This is a genomic window from Mesorhizobium carmichaelinearum (assembly GCF_900199455.1).
GTDB lineage: Bacteria > Pseudomonadota > Alphaproteobacteria > Rhizobiales > Rhizobiaceae > Mesorhizobium > Mesorhizobium carmichaelinearum.
This window is the reverse complement of sequence record NZ_FZQR01000002.1, coordinates 604,583-628,245: the sequence shown is the minus strand read 5'-3', so window position 1 is coordinate 628,245 and position 23,663 is coordinate 604,583. Positions and strand designations below refer to the sequence as shown.

21 protein-coding genes are annotated in these 23,663 nt (G+C 64.0%); 15 read left to right on the top strand and 6 right to left on the bottom strand.

The genetic code is table 11. The features are described 5' to 3' along the window. Position 1: 1 nt before the first annotated feature. From CKW40_RS06240 to CKW40_RS06180, 13 genes are all read left to right on the top strand, one after another. Positions 2–826: an alpha/beta fold hydrolase gene (locus CKW40_RS06240; RefSeq protein WP_095199020.1), complete on the top strand. Its 825-nt coding sequence runs from the start codon at positions 2–4 to the stop codon at positions 824–826. A gap of 264 nt (positions 827–1,090) precedes the next feature. Beyond that, entirely contained in the window at positions 1,091–1,924 is an 834-nt protein-coding gene (locus CKW40_RS06235) for a transporter substrate-binding domain-containing protein (RefSeq protein ID WP_095199019.1), read from the top strand. A 56-nt stretch (positions 1,925–1,980) separates the two neighbouring features. Then, positions 1,981–2,955, top strand: a complete 975-nt coding sequence (locus CKW40_RS06230; protein WP_095199018.1) for an amino acid ABC transporter permease — start codon at positions 1,981–1,983, stop codon at positions 2,953–2,955. After that, a complete protein-coding gene (locus tag CKW40_RS06225; protein ID WP_095199017.1) occupies positions 2,952–3,695 on the top strand; it encodes an amino acid ABC transporter ATP-binding protein in 744 nt (247 codons plus the stop codon). Before CKW40_RS06230 ends, CKW40_RS06225 begins: the two co-directional genes overlap by 4 nt. 333 nt (positions 3,696–4,028) lie before the next feature. Continuing rightward, positions 4,029–5,018 carry an ABC transporter substrate-binding protein gene (locus tag CKW40_RS06220; RefSeq protein WP_095199182.1) on the top strand — a complete coding sequence of 330 codons (990 nt, stop codon included), beginning with the start codon at positions 4,029–4,031 and terminating at the stop codon, positions 5,016–5,018. A gap of 150 nt (positions 5,019–5,168) precedes the next feature. Further along, on the top strand, positions 5,169–5,981 hold the full coding sequence (locus tag CKW40_RS06215; RefSeq protein ID WP_244571096.1) for an ABC transporter permease: 813 nt from the start codon (positions 5,169–5,171) through the stop codon (positions 5,979–5,981). 13 nt (positions 5,982–5,994) lie between these two features. After that, entirely contained in the window at positions 5,995–6,798 is an 804-nt protein-coding gene (locus CKW40_RS06210) for an ABC transporter ATP-binding protein (protein ID WP_095199015.1), read from the top strand. 118 nt (positions 6,799–6,916) lie between these two features. After that, positions 6,917–8,521, top strand: coding sequence for a GMC family oxidoreductase (locus tag CKW40_RS06205; protein WP_095199181.1), 1,605 nt, complete (start codon positions 6,917–6,919; stop codon positions 8,519–8,521). Positions 8,522–8,668: 147 nt separating this feature from the next. Then, on the top strand, positions 8,669–9,943 hold the full coding sequence (locus CKW40_RS06200; RefSeq protein ID WP_095199014.1) for a flavin-containing monooxygenase: 1,275 nt from the start codon (positions 8,669–8,671) through the stop codon (positions 9,941–9,943). Positions 9,944–9,987: 44 nt separating this feature from the next. Then, positions 9,988–10,404 carry a RidA family protein gene (locus tag CKW40_RS06195; RefSeq protein ID WP_095199180.1) on the top strand — a complete coding sequence of 139 codons (417 nt, stop codon included), beginning with the start codon at positions 9,988–9,990 and terminating at the stop codon, positions 10,402–10,404. 5 nt (positions 10,405–10,409) lie between these two features. Next, entirely contained in the window at positions 10,410–11,084 is a 675-nt protein-coding gene (locus CKW40_RS06190; protein ID WP_095199013.1) for a DUF1028 domain-containing protein, read from the top strand. 26 nt (positions 11,085–11,110) lie between these two features. Continuing rightward, positions 11,111–12,601 carry an aldehyde dehydrogenase gene (locus CKW40_RS06185; RefSeq protein ID WP_095199012.1) on the top strand — a complete coding sequence of 497 codons (1,491 nt, stop codon included), beginning with the start codon at positions 11,111–11,113 and terminating at the stop codon, positions 12,599–12,601. Between the two features lie 50 nt (positions 12,602–12,651). Next, entirely contained in the window at positions 12,652–13,587 is a 936-nt protein-coding gene (locus CKW40_RS06180) for a LysR family transcriptional regulator (RefSeq protein WP_095199011.1), read from the top strand. A gap of 10 nt (positions 13,588–13,597) precedes the next feature. Here CKW40_RS06180 and argE read toward each other — a convergent pair whose 3' ends face one another. Next, positions 13,598–14,764: an acetylornithine deacetylase gene (gene argE, locus CKW40_RS06175; RefSeq protein ID WP_095199010.1), complete on the bottom strand. Its 1,167-nt coding sequence runs from the start codon at positions 14,762–14,764 to the stop codon at positions 13,598–13,600. Positions 14,765–15,033: 269 nt separating this feature from the next. On the opposite strand from argE, the gene CKW40_RS06170 reads away from it, so the two are divergent. Both CKW40_RS06170 and fghA read left to right on the top strand, forming a co-directional pair. After that, complete coding sequence (locus tag CKW40_RS06170; RefSeq protein WP_095199179.1) at positions 15,034–17,103, top strand: oxidoreductase; 2,070 nt, start codon at positions 15,034–15,036, stop codon at positions 17,101–17,103. A gap of 74 nt (positions 17,104–17,177) precedes the next feature. Then, positions 17,178–18,050 (top strand): S-formylglutathione hydrolase, encoded by an 873-nt coding sequence (gene fghA / locus CKW40_RS06165; protein WP_095199178.1) that lies wholly within the window; start codon positions 17,178–17,180, stop codon positions 18,048–18,050. Positions 18,051–18,075: 25 nt separating this feature from the next. Here fghA and CKW40_RS06160 read toward each other — a convergent pair whose 3' ends face one another. Genes CKW40_RS06160 through CKW40_RS06140 form a run of 5 tightly spaced genes read right to left on the bottom strand, consistent with a single transcriptional unit; the run spans position 18,076 to position 23,623 of the window. After that, positions 18,076–19,008, bottom strand: coding sequence for a nucleoside hydrolase (locus tag CKW40_RS06160; RefSeq protein WP_095199009.1), 933 nt, complete (start codon positions 19,006–19,008; stop codon positions 18,076–18,078). 11 nt (positions 19,009–19,019) lie between these two features. Beyond that, positions 19,020–20,033 (bottom strand): nucleoside hydrolase, encoded by a 1,014-nt coding sequence (locus tag CKW40_RS06155; RefSeq protein ID WP_095199008.1) that lies wholly within the window; start codon positions 20,031–20,033, stop codon positions 19,020–19,022. A 13-nt stretch (positions 20,034–20,046) separates the two neighbouring features. Then, the gene (locus tag CKW40_RS06150; RefSeq protein ID WP_095199007.1) at positions 20,047–21,030 is read right to left on the bottom strand and encodes an ABC transporter permease; all 984 of its coding nucleotides are present in this window, start codon (positions 21,028–21,030) and stop codon (positions 20,047–20,049) included. Then, the gene (locus CKW40_RS06145; protein ID WP_095199006.1) at positions 21,018–22,058 is read right to left on the bottom strand and encodes an ABC transporter permease; all 1,041 of its coding nucleotides are present in this window, start codon (positions 22,056–22,058) and stop codon (positions 21,018–21,020) included. The genes CKW40_RS06150 and CKW40_RS06145 overlap by 13 nt, the downstream gene beginning before the upstream one ends. Next, entirely contained in the window at positions 22,058–23,623 is a 1,566-nt protein-coding gene (locus CKW40_RS06140; RefSeq protein WP_095199005.1) for an ABC transporter ATP-binding protein, read from the bottom strand. The genes CKW40_RS06145 and CKW40_RS06140 overlap by 1 nt, the downstream gene beginning before the upstream one ends. Positions 23,624–23,663: the final 40 nt, after the last annotated feature.

Here is a 23,663-nt window from a genome sequence, read left to right as displayed (position 1 = left end):
CATGGCGCGCTCCGGCCAGCTCGATGTCGAGGGCGTGCTGCTCAACTGGCGCCTGGACGGCGAGGGCGGCTTGCCGCTGGTCTGCATCCATGGCGTCGGCTCCTACCTCGAAGCCTGGAATGGCGTGGCCGGGCGGCTGAAGGATCGCTTCGCGGTCCTCACTTTCGATCTGCGCGGCCATGGCCGCTCCAGTCGGGTCAAAGGCCGCTACGAGATCGATGATTTCGTCAAGGAGACGCTGGCGCTGGCCGACCATGTCGGGTTTGCCACCTTCCATCTGGCCGGGTTTTCGCTGGGTGGCCTGATCGCGCAGCGCCTGGCTTTGACGCATGCCGAGCGCCTGCAAAAACTGGTGCTGCTGTCGACGGTCGCCGGCCGCACGCCCGAGGAACGAAACGCGGTGCGCGGCCGGCTGGCGGCGCTGATGGCAAGCGACGCCTCGGCGCATCACGCCGCCTCGCTGTCGCGCTGGCTGACGGAAGAATTTCAGGACAGCAACCCGGAAATTATCGCGGAGCTGCGCCGGCGGGATGCCGAGAACGATCGCGACTGCTATGCGGCCGCCTATCGTGTTCTGGCCGAGACCGATTTCGGCGGCATTCTCGACCGCATCACTTGCCCGACGCTGATCGTGACCGGCGAGGATGACCAGGGTTCCAGCCCGCGCATGGCACGGCTGATGCACGAACAGCTGCAAGGGTCGCAACTCGCCATCCTGCCCGGACTTCGCCATTCGATCCTGATCGAGGCGCCGGCTCGGGTTGCCGCCGTGATGGGCGATTTCCTGTTGGATCAAAGTGGCAAGAGGGCGGCGGCCCATGGATAGCAACCTTCGCGAGGCAGGAGAGCAACGCCCGCCCCAAGCTTCACATGACACTTCGCCGGCATCAGGCCGGGGCCTTCCCTGTGATCGGGGGAATGGCGACGGCAAACATCCTCCGCGACATCGGAAGACCGGAGCGACCGCGACGTCGCTAAATCCGCGAGCCTTGGGAGAAGACGCCGGCCTGGCCGGCACGAAATTGCGACGTCACGACCGGCTGAACCATCGTGACCGCAAGTGAATGAACAACAACAGGGGAATACGCACATGACAATCTGGAACAGACGACAGCTGACGATGGCCGCGATGGCGCTTGCGCTTGGCGCATATCCTGCTCACGCCGGCGCTGTGCTTGACCGCGTGATGGCGGCCGGCACGCTCAAGGTGGCGACCGACGCCAACTGGGCGCCGCAGTCCTTCGTGAATGCCAGCAATGAGCTGGACGGCTTCGATGTCGACGTCGCCAAGGCGATCGGCAAGCACCTTGGCGTCAAGGTCGAGTTCGTCACGCCCGGCTGGGATATCATCACGGCAGGCAATTGGGCGGGACGCTGGGACATGCATGCCGGTTCGATGACGCCGACCAAGAAGCGCGCCGAGATCTTCGATTTTCCAGCGGTCTACTACTACACACCGGCGGCCGTTGCCGTGCACAAGGACAGCAAGGCGAAGACTTTGGCCGATCTCGACGGCAAGGTGGTCGGCGCCACCAGCACCTCCACTTTCGAGGCCTATGCCAAGAAGGATCTGACGCTCGATGCCGCCGGCGCGCCGCCATTCGAGTACAAGCTCAATCCGAAGGAAGTCCACTCCTACGAGAATTCGACGACCGCCTTTGACGACCTTCGCCTCGGCGACGGCGTGCGCCTGGACGCGGTGGTGTCGTCGCTGCCCTCGATCCTCGATGCGGTAAAGGCAGGCTATCCGATCAAGCAGGTCGGCGATCCGGTATTCTACGAGCCGCTGGCAATCGCCATCGAACGCGGCGATCCCGAACTCTCCGCCAAGATAGCCGACGCCGTGAAAGCGATGAAGGCGGACGGCACGCTGAGCAAGCTTTCCGAAAAGTGGTACGGCCAGGATTATTCGAAGACAAACTAGCTCCCTTCAAAGGCGGCCTGCCCCCGGGCAGGCCGCCGAACAGCCGGTGCTCAAAGATGCTCTATCCGGATACCGTCGAAGCCGAAATCCTCGTCCACAAACCCTGGTTCGTGGCGACGATGTTCGGCGTCGTTCTGCTGCTCTTCATGGCTTTCAACATGTCGGGCACCAGCTTCGCCGAACTGATGCGTCCGGTGATCGGCGAACCGTCGGTGAGTGGCCTCTACGGCCGCTTTGCCATTGCCTTCGCCATAGCCGTGATCTTCACCTTGAACGTCGTGCTGATCGGGTTCGCGCCGATCAAGTTCCAGATCGGCATCGTCTGGCTGGAGCTGCTGCTCCTGTTCATCGCCTTCTTCGAGACGTTTCATCTCAGCCTGCCTTTCATCCGCGAGAAACTGCCGTTCCTGATCAGCCAGGGCGTTGTCACCACGCTCTATGTCTCGGCGATCTCCATCGTCATCGCTTCGGTCATCGCGGTGGCGGGCGCGGTCGCCAAGCTCTCCAGCAATGGCTTCGCCTACGCGATCGCGAGCTTCTACACCTCCTTCTTCCGCGGCCTTCCGCTGCTCATGCAGGTCTACCTGATCTATCTCGGCCTGCCGCAACTCGGCTTCGTCATCAATGCCGTGCCTGCCGGCATCCTGGCGCTTTCGCTCTGCTATGGCGCCTACATGACCGAGATCTTCCGCTCCGGCATACAAAGCATCGATCGCGGCCAATGGGAGGCGTCGCGCTCCATGGGTTTTGGCTTCGCGCTGACCATGCGCCGCATCATCCTGCCGCAGGCGCTGCCGGTCATCATTCCGCCGACCGGCAACCAGTTCATCTCGATGCTGAAGGATTCCTCGCTGGTCTCGGTCATCGGCGTGTGGGAGCTGATGTTCCTGGCGCGCACCCTCGGCCAGAAGACCTTCCAGCACATGGAGATGCTGATTTCGGCCGCCATGATCTACTGGATGCTGTCCATCTGCCTCGAACTGATCCAGGCTCGGATCGAGCGGCGCTACCGCAGGAGCAAGGTCAGATGAACGCTCATGTCATCATCGAAGCGCGCAACGTATCGAAGTGGTACGGCGCGTTTCACGTCTTGAAGGACATCAACCTGACCGTCCACAAGGGCGAGCGGATCGTCATCTGCGGGCCCTCGGGTTCCGGCAAATCGACGCTCATCCGCTGCTTCAATCGCCTGGAGGCGCATCAGGAGGGCGATATCACCGTCAACGGCGTTGCGCTGCATGGCAAGATGGGCAACGTCGCCGACGTGCGCTCCAACGTCGGCATGGTGTTCCAGCATTTCAACCTGTTTCCGCACATGACGGTGCTGATGAACTGCATGGCCGGCCCGATGTGGGTGAAGGGCGTGCCGGAGAAGGAGGCGCGCAAGACCGCGCTGAAGTTTCTCGAGCGGGTTCGCATTCCGGAACAGGCGAACAAATTCCCCGTGCAACTTTCCGGCGGCCAGCAGCAGCGTGTGGCGATTGCCCGCAGCCTGTGCATGCAGCCGGCTGTCATGCTGTTCGATGAACCGACCTCCGCCCTCGATCCGGAAATGGTGTCGGAGGTGCTGGACACCATGACGGAACTGGCCCGCGACGGCATGACCATGGTGTGCGTGACGCATGAAATGGGCTTCGCCCGAGCGGTGGCCGACCGCGTCATCTTCATGGACGCTGGGCAGATCGTCGAGGCGGGTACGCCGGACGAATTCTTCGGCCAGCCACGCCACGATAGGACCAGATTGTTCCTCAGCCAGATTTTGAAGCACTGACTCGGAGCGTTCCGCCGTTTCACGGAAATGCACTGTCGGCACGGCCTCCAGGGGGCGCTGCGAACGCCCGTGTGCTTCGCACCGCCGCCTCGACATTGAGGCCGTCATGCATGCGCCTAAGGCCTGAGCGCGGTCGGCGCTGGCCTGGTTAGGCCCAGCCTAAGCAGAATTATCGAAAATCATTATTTGTGCATCGCACACAGCGTGCTTTGCTCCATCCGCCGGCTGAAAGACAACAAAAAGAACGTCAGGCGGCAGCCTTCGGCGATGCGTCCGAAGCGGGTTGTTATGGCGCCGACAGCGCCTGACCTCAGAAAAAGACAGGGGAACGTGATGACGACAATAATCTCGAAGTTTCGCCGTGCCGCGCTTGCGGCCGGCATTGCGCTCAGCGCCCTTTCGGTGAGCCTCCACGCCGAAGCCGGCAGCTTGAAGCTGGGCATGACGACCTGGGTCGGATACGGCCCGCTCTTCCTTGCCCGTGACATGGGCTACTTCAAGGAGGGCGGTCTCGACGTCTCGCTCGAAATCATCGAGGAAGCCTCGATGTACATGGCGGCCGTCGCCGCCGGCGAGCTCGACGGCAGCGCCTCGACCATCGACGAAATCATGAAATACCGTTCGAAGGATGTCTGCTTCAAATCGGTCTATGCCCTGGACGACAGCCATGGCGGCGACGGCGTCCTGGCGCCCAGCGGCGTCAAGAGCGTCGCCGACCTCAAGGGCATGGAAGTCGGGCTGAACGAAGGCTCGGTGTCGCAGTTCTGGTTCAACATCCTGCTCAAGCAGGCCGGTCTCAGCCAGGCCGATGTGAAGATCACCAACATGACGGCCGATGATGCCGCCGCCGCCTTCATGGCCGACCGCATTCCCGTTGCCGTCACCTGGGAACCGCACCTGACGCTGGCCAAGAAGGAAAACAAGGGGCAGGTGCTGATCGACTCCTCGAAGACGCCCGGCTTGATCGTCGATGTCGTGGCGCTGAACTGCGACTACATCACGAAGAACCCGGCAGATGTCGAGGCGCTGGTCAAGGGGCTCTATAAGGCCAACGAATTCATCAAGGAAAACCCCGAGAAGGCTTATGAGGTGATGGCCAAGGGCGTCGGCGGCTGGCTCAAGGAGCCGAAGGACTTCGCCTCCTCCGCCGCGGGCGTGAACTTCTACGGCAAGGACCGCAATGCCCAATTCTTCGCCGGTGGCGAGAGTGGTGAGGCTGGCAAGCTGATCAAGCTCGGCGGCGATATCTGGGGTGGCTTCGGCAAGCTCAAGATGGACATCAAATACGACGACCTTGTCGATACGTCTTTCCTTGCGAAGTGATCTGGCCTTGCGAAGTAACCTATCCTCGTAATTGAGCTCGCTGGACCGCGGGCCGAGCCTCGCGCCTGCGGTCCATCCAGCCCAAAGGGTTTCCCTGTGACATTGGCACCGAATGCAACGTCTCCCATCAGCCATATCGTGACCACGAGCGTGGATAAAAATCAGCCCGGTCGATCCGCCTGGAAAGCTGTCACCACACCTTTCCAGGCCGTGTCGCGCCCTCTCTCCATCGCGCTCAGCGTCCTGGTCTGGGGCGCGGTCATCGGCGGCTGGTTCGCCTTGACCTATTCCGGAGCGGTCAAGGAAATGTTCCTGCCGCGCCCCGAATCCGTACTGTTCACAACCATCAACATGGCGCTTGACGGGTCCTTGTGGGAACATGTGCTCGCCAGCGTCCAGGTGGTGCTGATCGGCTTCGTCATTTCGAGCATCGTGGCGGTGCCGCTTGGGCTGACGATGGGCACCTACCGCATCGTCCAGGCCGCGCTCGACCCGCTCGTCAATTTCATCCGCTATTTGCCGGTGACGTCCTTCGTGCCGCTTTTCATCCTGTGGATCGGCATCGGCATCGAGCAGCGCGTGGCCGTCATCATCTTCGGCATCTTCTTCCAGCAACTGGTGATGATCGCCGACAGCGCCCGCAGCGTCCAGCGCGACCTAGTCAATGCGGCCTACACGCTCGGCACGAAACGCAGCGACACGGTCTTCCACATCGTCTTTCCGGCCACGCTGCCGAACGTGCTCGACGTGCTGCGCGTCACCATGGGCTGGGCCTGGACCTATCTGGTCGTTGCCGAACTCGTCGCCGCGCGCAGCGGACTTGGCTACATCTCGCTCAAGGCGATGCGCGGCTTCCAGGTCGACGTCATCTTCATGGCCATCGCCATGATCGGCATCCTTGGTCTTTGCACCGACCAATTGTTCCGGGGCATCCGCCGCCTCGTCGCTCCCTGGGCCAATTGAGGAGTACGCCGACATGGACGCCCTGACACTCGCGACGAAACCGAAGAGCGCTGACATCGCCATCGACAATGTGGCCCTGCGCTACGGCAAGGGCGACAACGCCGTGCTGGCGCTGGACGGCATCTCCTTCCATGTCGTGCCCAATGAGTTCTGCGTGATCGTCGGTCCATCCGGCTGCGGCAAGTCGAGCCTGCTTTATCTCATCGCCGGGCTCGAGGAGCGCACCGGCGGCATGATCTCGGTCGGCGGCAAGCCGGTCACCGAGCCGGGCCCGGATCGCGGCATGGTGTTTCAGGCCTATACGCTGTTTCCCTGGCTGACCGTGGCGCAGAACGTCGAATACGGTCCGAAGCGGAAAAGCATGCCGGCGGCCGAGCGCAGGGCCATCGTCGAGCATTTCCTCCATGAGGTCGGCCTGGCGAAATTCGCCAACCATTATCCCTCGCAGCTGTCGGGCGGCATGAAGCAGCGTGTGGCGATCGCGCGCGCGCTCGCCAACGATCCGCAGGTGCTGCTGATGGACGAACCCTTCGGGGCGCTCGACAGCCAGACCCGCCACTCGATGCAGAAGCTTCTCTTGAGGATCTGGGACCATTCCAAGAAAACCGTCCTGTTCGTCACCCATGACATTGATGAGGCGATCCTGCTGGCGGACCGGGTGCTCGTCATGTCCGGCCGGCCCGGCCAGATCAAGAAGGAAATCCGCGTCGGCTTCTCGCGCCCGCGCAGCATGGATCTGGTCATGGAGCCGAACTTCATCGCCATGAAGCGGGAAATCCTCGAGCTCTTGAAGAACGACGAAGACGAAGAGCACTAATGCATGTCGCCCAAAAGTGACCCTCGGTTTTGGGAAGACGACATGCATGAAACAAAGGCATGTCGCCCAAAAGTGACCTCGGTTTTGGGAAGACGACATGCATGAAACGAAAACGGGCATGAGCATCGTGACCTCTGAATTCGACTATATCGTCATCGGCGCGGGCTCGGCCGGTTGTGTCCTGGCCAACAGGCTGAGCGCCAACCCCGCTAGCCGTGTCTGCCTCATCGAGGCCGGCGGCAGCGACGACCGCACAAGGGTGCGCGTGCCGGCCGGCATCCTCTCGCTCTACGGCAATCCGAACTTCGACTATGGCTACAAGGGCGTGCCGCAGCCGCTGCTCGACAACCGCCGCATACCGGTCAACCGCGGCAAGCTTCTAGGCGGGTCGAGTTCGATCAATTCGATGGTCTACATCCGCGGCGCAGCACAAGACTACGATGAGTGGGCGGCACTTGGCTGCGCCGGGTGGTCCTATGCCGATGTCTTGCCGGTCTTCAAGACGCTGGAGCGCAATCTCCTGTCGCAGAACCCGGCCTATCATGGCTTCGACGGCGAACTGCTGGTCGACAATCCGCGTGACCCCAACGCCGTATCCAGCCTGTGGGTAGAGGCGGGTCGCAGCGTCGGCCTGCCCGAAAACCGTGACTTCAACGGAGATGGCCAATTCGGCCTCGGCATCTACAACGTCACCCAGGACAAGGGCGAGCGCTTCTCGGCCTATTCAGCCTTCGTCCGGCCGGTCCTCGGCCGTCCGAACCTGCAGGTCCTGTCGGGCGTCGAGGTGCTTGATCTGGCGATCGAAAACGGGCGCGTCACCGGGGTCAATGTGATCAAGGATGGCGCAGCCCAAAGGCTGACATGCCGCGCCGAAGTGGTGCTCAGCGCGGGCGCGATCGGATCGCCGCGCATCCTGCTTGCTTCCGGCATCGGTCCGGCCGAGGAGCTGAAGGCGGCGGGGGTGGAACCGGTCATGAACCTGCCCGGCGTCGGCAAGAATTTGCGCGACCATGTCGACGGCATGATCACGGTGCGATCGAACAGCACCAGGACGCTCGGCCTGTCGCTCGCGAATCTGCCGGCGATGCTGGCGGCGCCCTTTCAGAATTTCGTCCGGCGCAAGGGCATGCTGACGACCAATTACGTCGAGGCCGGCGGCTTCGCCAGGACGAAATATGCCGGCGATATTCCCGATGTCCAATTCCACTTTGTTCCCGGCTACCGCAGCCATCGCGGCCGGCTCGTCGAATATGGCCACGGCTATGCCGTGCACACCTGCGTGCTGCGGCCCGGAAGCGTCGGCGAGATCACGCTCGAGAGCGACGGCACCCGCCGCAACGTGCTGATCGATCACCGCTTCTTCAGTGACGGGCAGGATGCCCTGACCCTTGTCGAAGGCATCAAGCTGGCGCGCTCGATCCTGACTTCGCCGGTCTTTGCCGGTATTCGCGGACCGGAAATCCTGCCGGGACCCGATGTCGTCACCGATGAAGAGATCCTCGCTTATCTGCGTGCCGAGGCGCTCACCGTCTATCACCCGGTCGGCACGGCCAAGATGGGCACCGATGCCATGGCGGTGGTCGATCCCGCCGGCCTCAAGGTGCGCGGCTTCGACAATCTGCGCGTGGCGGACGCCTCGATCATGCCGACGCTAATCGGCGGCAACACCAATGCGCCATCCATGATGATCGGCGAAAAAGCGGCCAGGGCGATGCTGTCGTAGTCTGCGTTGGCCAGTCTCCCCTGGCATTTAGGGACAGGCTAACCACTGCCACGTGAAATCGTAATTTTCGCTAATCAGTCCCTCCAGTACACCAGCGATCTGACCTCCTCGCATCCGCAGAAACTCTTGGGGGGAAAGGACGCAGAAATGTCGGTGGAAAAAATAGACACGCTTGTCGTCGGCGGTGGCCAGGCGGGGGTGGCTATGTCTGAGCATCTGAGCAAATGCGGCGTGCCCCATCTTGTCGTTGAGCGCGGCCGGATTGCCGAGCGCTGGCGCTCGCAGCGGTGGGACTCGCTCGTTGCCAATGGCCCGGCCTGGCATGACCGTTTCCCGGGCATGGAATTTCCCGTGACGGGTCCCGACGGCTTTCCCTCCAAGGAGGAGGTTGCGGACTATTTCGCCGCCTATGCAAGGCAGATCAATGCGCCGATCCGCTGCGGCGTCGAGGTCAAGCTCGCGCAAAGAAATGTCGGTCGACCCGGGTTCCGCGTCGAGACGTCGGATGGGGTGATCGAAGCCAACAGCATCGTCGCGGCGACCGGACCTTTCCAGGTCCCCGTCATCCCCGCTCTTGTTCCTGCAAATGCAAATATCCTGCAGATCCATTCCAGCGCGTACCGCAATCCCGCGCAGTTGCCGAGGGGCGCGGTGCTGGTGGTCGGGGCGGGATCGTCAGGCGTGCAGATCGCTGATGAGCTGCAGCGCTCGGGGCGGCGCGTCTACCTCTCGGTCGGCCCGCACGACCGCCCGCCGCGCGCCTATCGCGGGCGCGATTTCTGCTGGTGGCTTGGCGTTCTCGGCAAATGGGACCTCGAAACCCCAGGGCCTGGCACGGAACATGTCACGATCGCGGTGAGCGGCGCGCGTGGTGGCGAAACGATTGATTTCCGTCGGCTGGCCGCGCAGGGGCTTACCCTGGTCGGCATGACCAAAACATATCAGGACGGCGTGCTGACCTTCGCGCCCGATCTGGCGAAGAACATTGCCCGCGGTGACGCCAACCTGATGTCGCTGCTGGACGAGGCCGACGCCTATGTCGTGCGCAACGGACTCGACCTTCCGCAGGAGCCCGCGGCCCGTCGGATCGACCCGGATCCGGAATGCTTGACCAACCCGCTTCGTGAACTCGACCTGGCGGAAGCTGGGATAGTGACGATCATCTGGGCGACGGGCTTTGCCGTCGATTACAGCTGGTTGAAGGTCGACGCCTTTGACGAGAAGGGCCGGCCGAGGCATCAGCGTGGCGTCTCGACCGAGCCCGGGATCTATTTTCTCGGCCTGCCTTGGCAGTCGCGAAGAGGGTCGAGTTTCATCTGGGGTGTCTGGCACGATGCCAAGCATGTCGCGGACCGCATTTCGACGCAGCGCAAATATCTGGCCTATCACGCTGCCGCACGGTGCGAGACAGTGGACGCCTGACTGACGCTGACGACAGCCACGAGCCCGATTTGATGGAGACCAGGATGGCGCATACGAGAACCCGCAAGTTCAACACCAAGGACACCTATCCCGAGCAGAAGCTCGACAATGATCTGTGCCAGGCGGTCGTCACGCGGGGCGGCCGGACGGTCTATCTGCGCGGCCAGTGTCCGCAGGATCTCGACACCGCTGAGAATATCGGCAGCCACGATCCGGCCGAGCAGACGCACAAGGTGATGCAGAACATCCGGCAGCTCATCGAGGAATGCGGCGGCACCATGGAGCATCTGGTCAAGGTGGTCGTCTACATCACCGACGTGCGCCATCGCGAGGCGGTCTACCGCACCATGGGCGAGTACATCAAAGGCGTGCATCCCGTCTCGACCGGCCTCGTCGTGTCGGCCCTGGCGCGGCCGGACTGGCTGGTCGAGATAGACGGCACCGCCGTCATCCCGGATTGATCCTGATGACGTTCTCAATTGTCGCGCGGTGCAGCCGCACCGGCATGTTCGGCGTCGCGGTGTCGTCCTCCTCACCGGCGGTGGCGGCGCGTTGCGCCTATGCGCAGGCGGGCGTGGGCGCGGTCGCCAGCCAGAACGTCACCGATCCGGCGCTCGGAACCAGGGGGCTCGAACTGCTGGCGCGCGGAGCCTCGGCTGCCGAGGCGGTCGCCATCCTGAAGCGCACCGGCGCCTGGAGCGAATACCGGCAGGTGCTGGCTGTCGATGCCGCTGGGACCACCGCTATTCATTCCGGACCCAGGGCACTCGGCATCTGGGCGGAAGCGCGCGCGGACAATGTTGCCTGCGGCGGCAACATGCTGGCCCATGATGGCGTGCCGCAAGCCATGGTCGACGCCTTCCTCGCCTCGGAAGGGCATCTCGGCGACCGCCTGATCGCGACCATGCGCGCCGCGCTGAAGGCGGGTGGCGAGGCGGGTCCGGTCCATTCGGCTGGAATGAAGCTGGTGCGCGAGGTCGCCTGGCCGGTCGCGGACCTGCGCTGCGACTGGACCGACAACTGCCCGATCGAGGAACTGGCAGCCTTGTGGGATCGCTACAAGCCGCAACTCGATGCCTATGTGACCCGCGCGATCAATCCGTCCGACGCGCCGAGCTACGGCGTGCCGGGCGACGAGTAGCCGGCATACAGGGGGGAGGCATCCGCATGAGCGAGCTCAGTCACAAGGACTGGATCGGCAAGGCATCCGCGATCCGTTTTCGCGACAAGGCGTTCATCGACGGCAAGGCGGTTGCCGCGCGCTCTGGCCGGACCTTCGCCAGCATCAATCCGGCCACTGGCGAAACGTTGGCTGAGGTGGCGTCGTGCGGCGAGGAGGATATCGATCTGGCCGTTGCCGCGGCGCGCCGCAGTTTCGAGGCCGGCGTCTGGTCGCGCACGAGCCCGGCGCACCGCAAGGAGGTGCTGCTGCGGCTGGCACGGCTGCTGCGCGAAAACCTGCAGGAGCTTGCCCTGCTGGAGTCGCTCGACATGGGCAAGTTGGTCACGGATGCCGCCACCGTTGATGTCCCGGGTTCGGCGGCGATCTTCCAGTGGTATGGCGAGGCCATCGACAAGATCTACGACGAGATCGCGCCGACCGGCGCGAGCGATCTGGTATTGGTGCGGCGCGAGCCACTCGGCGTCATCGGCGCTGTGGTGCCGTGGAATTTCCCGCTCGACATGGCCACATGGAAATGCGCGCCCGCGCTGGCGGCGGGCAATTCGGTGGTGCTGAAGCCGGCGGAGCAGTCGCCTTTCTCGGCGCTCCGGCTGGCCGAACTCGCCATGGAGGCGGGCCTGCCCGCCGGCGTGCTCAATGTCGTGCCCGGCCTTGGCGAGACGGCCGGGCAGGCGCTCGGCCGCCACATGGATGTGGATTGCCTTGCCTTCACCGGATCGACCGCGGTCGGCAAGATGTTCCTGCAGTATTCGGGACAGTCGAACATGAAGCAGGTCTGGCTCGAAACCGGCGGCAAGAGCCCCAACCTCGTCTTCGCCGATTGCGGCGATCTCGATGCGGCGGCTGACATGGCGGCCTTCGGCATCTTCTTCAACCAGGGCGAGGTGTGTTCGGCCAATTCGCGCCTGCTCGTTGAACGCTCCATCAAGGATGCCTTCGTGGAGAAACTGGCCGAGCGCGCGGCGGCCACCCAGCCCGGCGATCCGCTCGACCCGGCCTCGAAAATGGGCGCCATGGTCGATGCCCGCCACGCCGCCAGCGTCATGCGCTTCGTCGAGGCCGGCAAGAAGACCGCGCGCCTGGTTGCCGGCGGTGATCGCGTCACGGTCAACGGCCGCGGCAGCTTCATACAGCCCACCATCTTCGACAATGTCGCCCATGACGACCCGATTGCCAGGGATGAGATATTCGGGCCGGTGCTCTCGGTCATTGCCTTCGACGATGAAGAGGAGGCTATCCGCATCGCCAATGACAGCCCGTACGGGCTGGCCGCATCGCTGTGGACCGACAGTCTTTCGCGCGCGCACCGCGTTGCCGGCCGGCTGCGCGCCGGCACGGTTTCCGTCAACACGGTCGATGCGCTGAGCCCGATGACGCCGTTCGGCGGCATCAAGCAATCCGGCTTTGGCCGCGACCTGTCGCTGCATGCGCTGGACAAGTACACAGCGCTGAAAACGACATGGATCAAATACTGAAGCCGCGCGGGCGCTTGATCGCAGCGCCCAAACCGGCAACATAGAAGCCCATGCCGCTACGCTTCACCCTGAGACAACTGGAATATTTCGTCGCCGTCGGCGAAGCCGGCTCCATTACCAAGGCGGCCGAACAGGTTAATGTTTCGCCGCCTTCGATCTCGGCGTCGATCGCGCAGTTGGAGGCTGAGTTTGGCGTCCAGCTTTTTGTCCGCAAGCATTCGCATGGCCTGTCGCTCACGGCTGGCGGGCGCGTTTTCCTGAAGGAGGCCGCCCGGCTGCTGGCCGATGCCGACGCCCTGCACGATATTGCCGGCGACATCGCCGAGAAGGTGCGTGGGCCGCTGGCGGTCGGATGCCTGCTGACCTTCGCGCAGATCGTCATGCCGACGCTGCGCGCCAAGTTCGAGCGCGCCTATCCCGAGGTGCGGTTCCGCCAGTTCGAACGCAACCAGGGTCAGTTGCTCGAAATGCTGCAGCGAGGCGAAATCGACGCGGCGCTGACCTACGATCTCGAACTGTCGCAGGATACGACGTTCGAACCGCTGATGCTGGTGCCGGCCTATGTCATGCTGCCACAAGGGCACCGCTTCGCCGGCAAGGCCTCGATCACGACGGAAGAACTGGCCGACGAGCCGATGGTGCTGCTCGACCTGCCATACAGCCGCGAATATTTTCTCTCGGCCTTCCAGATGCGGGGCATCAGGCCGAACATCGCCGAGCGCACCGGCGACATTGCGGTGATGCGGTCGATGGTTGCCAACGGCTTTGGCTACGGCATCGCCAATATGCGGCCGCTCAACACGCTGGCGCCCGACGGCAAGCCGCTGGTCTTCGTGCCGCTGGCGGGGGATTTGCGGCCGCTGACCATGGGCGTCGCCTTGCCCAACGCCGAGCACCGCACGCAGACGGTGCAGGCGTTCATCAATCATTGCCGCCGTTTTGTCGTCGAACAGGGCGTGTTCGGCAGCGGGCGGGTCGTGGAATAGAGGCGCTCCGTCACGCCACCTGAAGCTGGTGATCGGCAAGCCGCCGCAGCAGATTGTCCAGCATGTCGTCGCAGCGGCGCATCTGTTCGACGCTGACGAATTCGTCCGGCCTGTGCCCTTGCGCCATCGAGCCCGGTCCGCACACGATGGTCGGCGTGCCGAGATCGCGGCTGAACAATCCGCCTTCGGTGCCGAAGGCAACCTTGATGGTGTCGTTGGCTCCGGTCAGCGACTTCACGAAGGCCACGGCCTGCGAATTCGCCGGCGTGTCCAGCCCCGGATAGGTGTTGGTGATCTCGATGTCGATGGCCGCCTCTGGCGCGATAGCTGACGCGGCAGCGGCGATGCGCTGCGCCTCCGCGCGCAGCCCGTCGAGGATTTGGTCGGGATTGTCGGCCGCGACATTGCGGATCTCGAAGTCGAGCTGGCAGAGGTTGGGCACGATGTTGAGCGCCACGCCGGCATTGATCTTGCCGACATGGACGGTGGTGTAGGGAATGTCATAGTCGCCGTCGCGCGCGCCATCGCTGGCCAGCCGGTCCTGTTCCCGGCGCAAGGCGGAGACGAAATCGCAGCCGAGATGAATGGCATTGAGTGCCAAGGGCGCGAGCGCCGAATGGCCTTCGCGTCCCCTGCAGATGGCGCGCGCCGCGAGCTTGCCCTTGTGGCCGGTCGCCACCTGCATATTGGTCGGCTCGCCGACGATGCACAGCAGAGGTCGGTGCGGCGCCGAACGCAACATGTCGATCAGGCTGTGCACGCCGATGCAGCCGACCTCCTCGTCATAGGAAAGCGCCAGATGCAAGGGCGTTTGCAGGCTCATTTTCGCGGCCTTGAGAGACGCTGCAAGCGCGCAGGCGACAAAACCCTTCATGTCGGCAGCGCCACGGCCATACAGCCTGCCGTCGCGCGCGGTCATCTCGAAAGGCGGCAGCGTCCAATCCTGCCCGTCGATCGGAACGACGTCGGTGTGGCCGGACAGCATGACGCCCGGCGCGTCGGCCGGTCCGATGGTGGCGAACAGGTTCGCCTTGTGGCCGTCCGGGCTGCGGATGATCTGGCAGGCAATGCCCTGCGTCCCCAGCAACTCCGTCACATAGCCGATGAGGTCGAGGTTCGAGTCGCGGCTGACCGTCGGAAAGGCGATCAGCTTTTCAAGGATCTGGATGCTGTCCATGCGTTTTTGTCTCATTGGCTGCGCGCTATCTAGCATCGCGTGGCCATGGCCTTGAAGTCGCATTTGGCTCAGCCGGGATTCACCGGATGCTAATCCAGCGGCGAGGGGCGGATTAGGCGCGTCCTAATCGGCACAGAAGAAATCTGTAGTTTTCCGGCACGCGCCGCAACTTATGAGTAGGCTCACGGCATCTACCCACTGGGCGGACCGGCTTGCGCCAAAACATCGCCGCGCATGCCGCGATGCGACGCTGGCAGGAAGGAAGCACCATGCGTGATGCACGCTACGACATTCTGTTCGAACCTGTGAAGATCGGTCCGGTGACCGCCAAGAACCGTTTCTACCAGGTGCCGCATTGCAATGGCGGCGGCTATCGCGATCCCTCTGCTGCGGCCGAGATGCGGCGCGTCAAGTCGGAAGGCGGCTGGGGCGTCATCTTCACCGAGCAGACGGAGATGCACCACACTTCGGAGATCACGCCCTTCATCGAGCTCAGGCTGTGGGACGACGCCGATATCCCGGCGCTGGCCAGGATGGCTGAGGCCATGCACCAGCATGGCGCGCTGGCCGGCATTCAGCTCGCCTATTCCGGCATCAACGGCCCGAACCTCTACACCAAGGAAGTGCCGCGCGGACCGTCGGCCTTGCCGATCCGCACCTTCACCAACGATCCGGTGCAGGCGCGCGCGATGGACAAGCAGGATATACGCGACCTCAGGCGCTGGCACCGCAATGCCTTCAAGCGCGCCAAGCTGGCTGGCTTCGATCTGGTCTGTCTCTACGGCGCGCATGGTTTCGGCATCATCCAGCACTTCCTGTCCACCGCCACCAATCAGCGCAGCGACGAATATGGCGGCTCGCTGGAAAACCGCTCGCGGCTGATGCGCGAGCTGATCGAGGAAGGCCGCGACGCCATCGGCGACACTTGCGGCCTGACGCTGCGGCTGTCGCTCGACGAGATGATCGGCGAGCTTGGCTTTGCCAATTCCGAAGTGCGCGACATGATCGAGATGCATGCCGATCTGCCCGACCTCTGGGACCTGGCGCATGGCGCCTGGGAGGATTGTTCGGGGCCGTCGCGCTTCAAGGAGGAGGCAGCGCAGGAAAGCCTGGTGTCCGGCATCAAGAATCTGACCTCGAAGCCGGTCGTCGGCGTCGGTCGCTTCACCTCGCCGGATGTCATGGTCAGGATGATCAAGTCCGGCACGCTCGATTTCATCGGCTGCGCCCGCCCGTCGATCGCCGATCCCTTCCTGCCGAAGAAGGTGGAGGAGGGGCGGATCGAGGACATCCGCGAGTGCATTGGCTGCAACATCTGCATCACCGGCGACATGACCATGTCGATCTCGCGCTGCACGCAGAACCCGACCTTCATGGAGGAGTGGCGCAAGGGCTGGCATCCCGAGCGCATGCAGGCCAAGGGCGACAGCGACAGCGTGCTGATCGTCGGCGCCGGTCCGGCCGGGTTGGAGGCCGCTCGCGCGCTCGGCCTGCGCGGCTATCAGGTGGCCATTGCCGAGGCCGGCACCGAGCTCGGCGGCCGCGTCGCGCGCGAATGCCGTCTGCCTGGCCTGTCCGCATGGGGCCGCGTGCGCGACTATCGCCAGTACCAGCTCAGCCAGATGTCCAATGTCGACATCTATTTCGAAAGCCGGTTGTCGGCGCAGGACATACTGGCCTTCGGCTTTCAGAACATCGCGCTGGCCACCGGCTCGACATGGCGCCGCGACGGCGTGGCGCGCGCCCATGTCGTGCCGATGCCGATCGACCAGGCCATGCCGGTCTATACGCCAGACGATCTGATGGGCAGCAATGTGCCGACCGGCAACGTCGTGCTGTTCGACGACGACCACTACTATATGGGTGGCGTTCTGGCCGAGCTGATGGCGCGCAACGGCGCGAAGGTGACGCTGGTGACGCCGTCCGCCTATGTCTCGGACTGGACGCGCAACACGCTGGAACAGGGCGCCATCCACCGCCGCCTGGCCGGGCTCGGCGTCGAGATCGTGCTCAACCGGACCGTGACGCGCGTCGTGCCAGGAGGCGTTGCCACCGCCTGCGCCTACACCGGGGTCGAACGCGACATCGCCGCCGACGCCGTGGTGCTGGTGACGTCGCGCCAACAGGACGACGAGGTCTGGCGCGCGCTGAAAGCGCGGCGCGACGAATGGGCCGACAATGGCATCCGTTCGATCAAGGTCATCGGCGATGCCGAGGCGCCAGGCCCGATCGCCTGGGCAACCTATGCCGGCCACCGCTTCGCGCGCGAGCTGGACGAACACGATATCGGCGATGCGCTGCCGTTCCGGCGTGAGGTGACGGCGCTGGCGGCGGAATAGCCGGGACTTGCGCCTGGCAACCATGGTCCTTAGACAGGCGGCCGTGACGTTTGCCGATGGCGGAGAAGAAGAACATGTCGGACCGGATGAAGACCATCTCCTCTGCTAGGTCGCATGGCGGCGTGCAGGGCGTCTATTCCCACGCTTCGGATGCCTGCGCCTGCGACATGATTTTTGCCGTCTTCGTGCCGCCGCAGGCCCTCGAAAAACCTTGCCCGGTCGTATGGTATCTCTCCGGCCTAGCCTGCACCCATGCCAATGTCATGGACAAGGGTGAGTACAGGCGCATGGCCGTCGAGCTTGGCCTGATCGTCGTCTGTCCCGACACCAGCCCGCGCGGCGCCGACATCCCCGACGAGAAGGACAATTGGCAGTTCGGCAGCGGCGCGGGGTTCTACCTCGACGCGACGCAAGCGCCCTACGCCGCGAACTACCGCATGTACTCCTATGTCAACGAGGAATTGCCGGCGTTGATCGCGCAGGAGTTTCCGGCCGATATGGCGCGCCAGGCGATCTTCGGCCACTCGATGGGCGGGCATGGCGCCCTGACGATCGCGCTCAAGAATCCCGAACGCTTCAAAAGCTGCTCGGCCTTCGCGCCGATCGTGCAGCCGAGCACCGCCGGCTGGTCGCGGCCGGCCTTCGAAAAATACCTCGGCGCCGACGAGACCTCATGGCGGGGTTACGATGCCACCTTGCTCATCGAGGATGGCCACCGCTTCCCCGAGCTTTTCGTCGATCAAGGGGCGTCGGATGGCTTTCTCAAGGACGGGCTGAGGCCGTGGCTGCTGGAAGCGGCCTGCGCCAAGGCCGGCATTGCGCTGACCCTGCGCATGCAGGATGGCTACGACCACTCCTATTTCTTCATTTCGACATTCATGGACGACCATCTGCGATGGCATGCCGAAAGACTGTCTGACCCGATCCCCAGCACCGGGCCACGCTGAATCAAGGGAATACCTCCGTGGGATTTCAATCCCGCAGCAGGTCGAACATCAGCTTGAAGAAACGGTCGGCATCGACCTCATGGGCGATGCGCGCATTGTCCTTCTCGCCGCGCTCGCTCCAGAAATCAGCAACCGTCGCGCCAAAAGCATAGGTGCCGGACAGGTCGACGCCGATATGGGCCGGACGCGTGCGCACCAGCGTCGGGTCGATGGCGAGTGCCAGGGCCAGCGGATCGTGCATGGCGCCGCCGACGCCCATCGAGTTGCGGTGCAGCTTCTCGTAGAACAGCAGCCAGTCGTTGACGAGCTTGCCGAGCGGCGTGTCGATCGTGGCGAGCTCGGCATATTGCGGTGCCTCGATCAGCACCTGCATGGTGACGTCGAGCCCGACCATCAGGATCGGCACGCCGCTGTCCAGCACGATCTTCAGCGCCTCAGGGTCGCAGAACGCATTGAACTCGGTCGGCGTGATGATCTCGCTCTTGCGGTAGAAGACGCCGCCCATCCAGATCAACTCCTTGATCTTGGGCAGCACGTCGCGATGCTTGAGGATCATCAGGCCGATATTGGACAGCGGGCCGGTGGCGACGACCAGGATCGGCTCGGGCGCGGCGCGCAGCTTGTCGGCCAGGAAATCGACGGCGTGCTGGTCGACCGGCTTGATCGTGGCCTGCGGCAGATAAGGGGAGCCTTCGAGGCCGCTCGGACCATCGGCGGTGCCGAGCACCAGCGGCCGCGCCAGGGGACGATGACACCCTTGAGCGACCGGCACGTCGCCGGCGCCGATATATTCGAGGATGCGCAGCGCATTGGCCGTCGTCTTTTCGACCTCGGCATTGCCGCAGGTCGTGGTGACGCCGAGCAGTTTTATCGCCGGCGAGCGATGTGCCATGACCAACGCAATGGCGTCGTCATGGCCGGGGTCGCAGTCGAACAGGATGGGAGTTGCAATGGTCATTTTATCGGTCCTCACGCCGCTTGTTCGTAGCGCGCGATGGTTTGCTTGAAGATGTTCAGGAAGCGGCGGCCGTCGAGATCGGTGCAGATGCGCGTGGTCTTCGGTCCGCCGCCGGGCAGCAACTGCCGGCCGCGATGGGCAACCGTCTGTCCGCGGGCGAGGCGGCCGTCGAGCACGACATCGACGAAGAGCGGTTCGGTCATGGTGGCAAGGGCCGGGTCGAAGGCCAGTGCCACGGTGATGACGTCGTCCATGGGGAAACCGACAAGGTCGAAGAACTCACGCCAGATGTCGATGTAGATCGGGAAGCTGTCGGCGATCATGTCGAAGACGGCATTCTTGCGGGCAACGGCCTGCATGTCGGCGATGTCGTCGCGCGTCAGCATCGAGGCAGCGACGCGATTGTCCTCACAGATGTCGAGCGGCACCAGGATCTTGTCGACATCGGCGTTGAGCACGATGCGCGAAGCCTCCGGATCGGCCCAGATGTTGTATTCCGACAGCGGCGTCATGTTCCCCGGCGTCTGGAAGTTGCCGCCAAGCACCAGGAGCCGCTTGAGCGCGCCCGTCAGGCGCGGTTCCTGCAAGAGCGCCATCGCGGCATTGGTCAGCGGCCCGGTCGTCACCAGCGTGATCTCGCCGGGATTGGCCATGACCGTATCGATGATGAAATCGACGGCATGTCCCGGCGTCGCCGGGCGGGAGGGGGGCGGCGCCGGCGGGTTGAATTTCTTCAGCCGGTCGCCGAAGCGGGCAACGAGCCGCTTTTCGAAATGCACCGGCGCCTCCATGTCGGCCTTGGAATTGCCGACGATCGGCCGCCACGCGCCGGCATGGACCGGTATGTCGTCGCGGCTGGCAAGCGTCAGCGTGTTGAGCACGACATTGGTGACCTGCTCGATCGGGCCTGCGGCGCCCGTGACGGTGGTGACGCCTTCGAGCCGGACATTCGGATTCGCCGCGGCAAACAGCACGGCCAGAATATCGTCGCCGGCAGAATCCACGTCGAGGATTATGCGTTCCATGAGAGTTCCTTCACTAGGGATTTTTGTCGACCGGGGCGCTGTTCCTGTCCACCGACAAAAGTTTCTGCATCGATGCCAGCGTCTCCTTGATGATTTTCGGCCGCGCCCGGTAGGACAGCGCGAACAACGCCGTCAGCGCGACGACATAGGGCACGGTGAGAACCAGGTAGGACGGAAAACCGAAGGTCTGCAGGCGCAGCGAGAAGGCATCGGCGAAACCGAACAGCAGGCAGCCGGCCAGCACTTTCAGCGGGTCGCCATTGGAGAAGATCAGGATCGCCACCGCCATGAAGCCGCGGCCCGAGGACATGTTCTCGGTGAACATGGTGATGTAGCCGAGCGACAGATGCGCGCCGGCCAGACCCGCCAGCAATCCGCACAGCAGCGAGGCGGTGTAGCGGACGCGAGTGATCGAGATGCCGAGCGCCTCGGCGGCTTCGGGCTTTTCGCCGACGACGCGGATATAGAGGCCGAGCCGGGTGCGGTTGTAGAACAGCACCAAGAGCGGCACGGCGATGAACGCGACATAGACGATCGGCGTGAAGCCGGAGATCAGCGGCGCCCATGAACCGAGCAGCGCCTGGGCGCCGGGTATCTGCACCTTGGGCAGGCCGACAATGCCGTGACCGACGATCGATCCGCGCGTGCCGAAAATCGCTTTCATCAGCGAGATCGTCATGCCGCCGGCAAGGATGTTGAGCGCCAGCCCGACGACCACTTCATTGGCCCGGAACGTCACCACAAGCACGGCAAAGGCGAGCGCGAAGGCAAGCGCCGCGGCGACGCCGCAAGCCACGCCCGCGAATGCCGAACCCGTCCAGATCGAGCCGATGACGGCGAAGAAGGCGCCGGCCAGCATCTGCCCCTCGAGGCCGATGTTGAAGATGCCGGCCTTGGTGGTGAACGACCCACCGAGTGCAACCAGGAGGATCGGCGCGGTGGTGCGCAGCGTCGCGGCGATCAGCGCGACGTTGATCAGCTTGTCTAGAATTTCCATCGCCGCTCCCCCGCCTGGCTGTCGCCACGGCGTTTGATCAGAACCTGCGCCGAGACGCTCAGGATGATCAGCGCCTGGATCACGGTGATGATTTCGCGGGACGCGCTGGTGTCGACCTCGAGCAGCAGCGACCCGCTGCGCAACGCGCCGAAGAACAGCGCCGTGACGATGGTGGCGACCGGTGAGCCGTTGGCGAGCAGGGCGGCGATCAGCCCGTCGAAGCCGAAGCCGGGAGCAAAGCCTTCCATGAACCGGTGATGCACGCCGAGCGTCTCGACGCCGCCGGCGAGGCCCCCGACGGCGCCTGAAAGCAGCAGCACGACAAAGCCCTGCCGCTTGACGTTGACGCCGCCATATTCGGCGAATTTCGGCGCCGACCCGACGATGGTCACGCCATAGCCCCAGCTGGTGTAACGGAAGACCAGCGCGACGCCGATAGCCAGCGCCAGGCCGATGAACAGCCCCCAGTTCAGCCGCGAGAAGGAAAAGATCTCCGGCAGATAGGCTGTCGCCAGGATCGGCGGCGTCTCCGACCAGCCGCCGGGCCGTTTGAACAGGAAGATGGTGAAATAGGAGGTGAGCAGCACGGCGATGTAGTTCGACAGGATCGTCGAGACGACTTCGTTGGTGTTGTAGCGGGCGCGGAAAAAAGCGGGGATGGCGACCCAGGCTGCACCCGCGACGACCGCGAGCGCCAGCGCCGCCAGCATATGGATGCCCGCGGGCAGGGAAAAGCTGAAGCCGACCCAGGCGGCGGCGAAACCGCCGAGGAAGAGCTGCCCTTCGATGCCGACATTGAACATGCCGCCGCGCAGGCCGATGCAGGCGGCGACGCCGCAGATCAGGATCGGCGTCGTCTGCAGCAGCGTGCCGGCAATCTTTTCCTGATCACCAAAGGCGCCGCGCAGCAGCGTCATCAGGACATGGACCGGGCTTTCGCCGACCAGGAGGATGATGATCGCCCCCAGCAGCAAGGCTACGCCCACGGCAATGATCTGGCCGGAAAAGGCGCGCAAACGGTCGCTCATCATGCGGGCTCCAGCTGCGGCGAAACACCCGCCATCATCATCCCGATCCTGTCTTCGTCGGCATCGTCGCCGGCGACTTCGCCCATGATCCGCCCGTTGAACATCACCAGGATGCGGTCGGCGAGCGCGGCGAGTTCGTCCAGCTGCACGGAAATCAAGAGGATGGCCCGGCCGGCCGCGCGCTGGCGCATGATCTCGTCATGGATGGCCTCCTGGGCGCCGATGTCGACGCCGCGCGTCGGCTGATCGATCAGCAGGAAGTCGGCGCCGTTGGTGAATTCGCGCGCCAGCACCACCTTCTGGATGTTGCCGCCGGAAAGCCGCTTGACGGCGTCGCCCGCTCCCTGCGCGCGGATGTCGAAGCTCTTGATCAGCGCTCCGGCATTTCCGGCGATCGCCTTCCAGTCGAGCATACCATTGCGGCTCCACGGCGCGCGGTGCTGGCGGCCCATCAGCGTGTTTGCCGCGATCGACGCATTGCGATCGACCCCGCGCAGCATGCGATCGCCAGGGACATGGGCAAGGCCCGCCTCGCGGATCGCGGCGGGGGTGAGCGTGGTGAGGTCCTGGCCTTTTAGCCGGGCTTCGCCATGGCTTGCCGGCCGCAGGCCCGAAAGCACTTCCGCCAGTTCCGTCTGCCCATTGCCGGCGACGCCTGCAATCCCCACCACCTCGCCGGAGCGAACAGTGAAGCTGGCGTTGCGAAGGGCCGGCAAGCGGCGATCGTCGCGCGCCCACAGATCCTTGACCTCAAGGATCACATCTCCCTGCAACTCAGCGCGCGGCCGCCGGTCGAAACTGACCTCGCGGCCAACCATCATGCGCACCAACTCGTCCTTGTTGAGCTCCGATGTCGGGCGGGTCGCAACCTTCTTGCCGTTGCGCAGCACCGTCACCGTGTCGGACACCTCCATCACCTCTTCCAGATGATGCGAGATGAAGATCACCGTCATGCCCTCGGCCACGAAGCTGCGCAGCGTCTGGAACAGTTCGCGGCTTTCCTGCGGCGTCAGCACGGCGGTCGGTTCGTCGAGGATGATGGTGCGGGCGCCACGCACCAGCACTTTCAGGATTTCGATGCGCTGCTCGATGCCGACCGAGAGCAGGCCGACGCGCTCGGTTGGATCGACATGCAGCCCGAAACGCTTCGACAGTTCCTGCGTGCGCGCGATCTGCGCCGCATGGTCGATCAGCCCGTGACGACGGATCTCCATGCCGAGAAAAACGTTGTCGGCGACCGAAAGCGAAGGCACCAGCTTGAAATGCTGGTGCACCATGCCGAGCCCAGCCTTGATGGCGGCGGCCGGGTCGGCGACCACCGTCGCCTCGCCATTCAGCCGGATCGAGCCTTCGTCGGGCTGCAGCAGGCCAAACAGGATGTTCATCAGCGTCGTCTTGCCGGCGCCGTTCTCGCCGATAATGGCGTGGATTTCGCCCCGGCGCACGGCAAGGTCGATGCCGTCATTGGCAATGAAGGCGCCAAAACGCTTGGTGATGCCTGTCAACTCGACGGCCATCGCGGCAGTGTTGTGGAGGGTCGGGGACCCCGGCGCGTTCGACACCATTGCTCTCGCAGATTGGGGCTCTCGCAGATTGCGAGCTCTC

Bases quoted from the DNA above. Each gene is read 5' to 3' on its own strand.
- CKW40_RS06240 (WP_095199020.1), top strand. From the start codon at position 2: ATGGCGCGCTCCGGCCAGCTCGATGTCGAGGGCGTGCTGCTCAACTGG.
- CKW40_RS06235 (WP_095199019.1), top strand. From the start codon at position 1,091: ATGACAATCTGGAACAGACGACAGCTGACGATGGCCGCGATGGCGCTT.
- CKW40_RS06230 (WP_095199018.1), top strand. From the start codon at position 1,981: ATGCTCTATCCGGATACCGTCGAAGCCGAAATCCTCGTCCACAAACCC.
- CKW40_RS06225 (WP_095199017.1), top strand. From the start codon at position 2,952: ATGAACGCTCATGTCATCATCGAAGCGCGCAACGTATCGAAGTGGTAC.
- CKW40_RS06220 (WP_095199182.1), top strand. From the start codon at position 4,029: ATGACGACAATAATCTCGAAGTTTCGCCGTGCCGCGCTTGCGGCCGGC.
- CKW40_RS06210 (WP_095199015.1), top strand. From the start codon at position 5,995: ATGGACGCCCTGACACTCGCGACGAAACCGAAGAGCGCTGACATCGCC.
- CKW40_RS06205 (WP_095199181.1), top strand. From the start codon at position 6,917: ATGAGCATCGTGACCTCTGAATTCGACTATATCGTCATCGGCGCGGGC.
- CKW40_RS06200 (WP_095199014.1), top strand. From the start codon at position 8,669: ATGTCGGTGGAAAAAATAGACACGCTTGTCGTCGGCGGTGGCCAGGCG.
- CKW40_RS06195 (WP_095199180.1), top strand. From the start codon at position 9,988: ATGGCGCATACGAGAACCCGCAAGTTCAACACCAAGGACACCTATCCC.
- CKW40_RS06190 (WP_095199013.1), top strand. From the start codon at position 10,410: ATGACGTTCTCAATTGTCGCGCGGTGCAGCCGCACCGGCATGTTCGGC.
- CKW40_RS06185 (WP_095199012.1), top strand. From the start codon at position 11,111: ATGAGCGAGCTCAGTCACAAGGACTGGATCGGCAAGGCATCCGCGATC.
- CKW40_RS06180 (WP_095199011.1), top strand. From the start codon at position 12,652: ATGCCGCTACGCTTCACCCTGAGACAACTGGAATATTTCGTCGCCGTC.
- argE (WP_095199010.1), bottom strand. From the start codon at position 14,764: ATGGACAGCATCCAGATCCTTGAAAAGCTGATCGCCTTTCCGACGGTC.
- CKW40_RS06170 (WP_095199179.1), top strand. From the start codon at position 15,034: ATGCGTGATGCACGCTACGACATTCTGTTCGAACCTGTGAAGATCGGT.
- fghA (WP_095199178.1), top strand. From the start codon at position 17,178: ATGTCGGACCGGATGAAGACCATCTCCTCTGCTAGGTCGCATGGCGGC.
- CKW40_RS06160 (WP_095199009.1), bottom strand. From the start codon at position 19,008: ATGACCATTGCAACTCCCATCCTGTTCGACTGCGACCCCGGCCATGAC.
- CKW40_RS06155 (WP_095199008.1), bottom strand. From the start codon at position 20,033: ATGGAACGCATAATCCTCGACGTGGATTCTGCCGGCGACGATATTCTG.
- CKW40_RS06150 (WP_095199007.1), bottom strand. From the start codon at position 21,030: ATGGAAATTCTAGACAAGCTGATCAACGTCGCGCTGATCGCCGCGACG.
- CKW40_RS06145 (WP_095199006.1), bottom strand. From the start codon at position 22,058: ATGAGCGACCGTTTGCGCGCCTTTTCCGGCCAGATCATTGCCGTGGGC.
- CKW40_RS06140 (WP_095199005.1), bottom strand. From the start codon at position 23,623: ATGGTGTCGAACGCGCCGGGGTCCCCGACCCTCCACAACACTGCCGCG.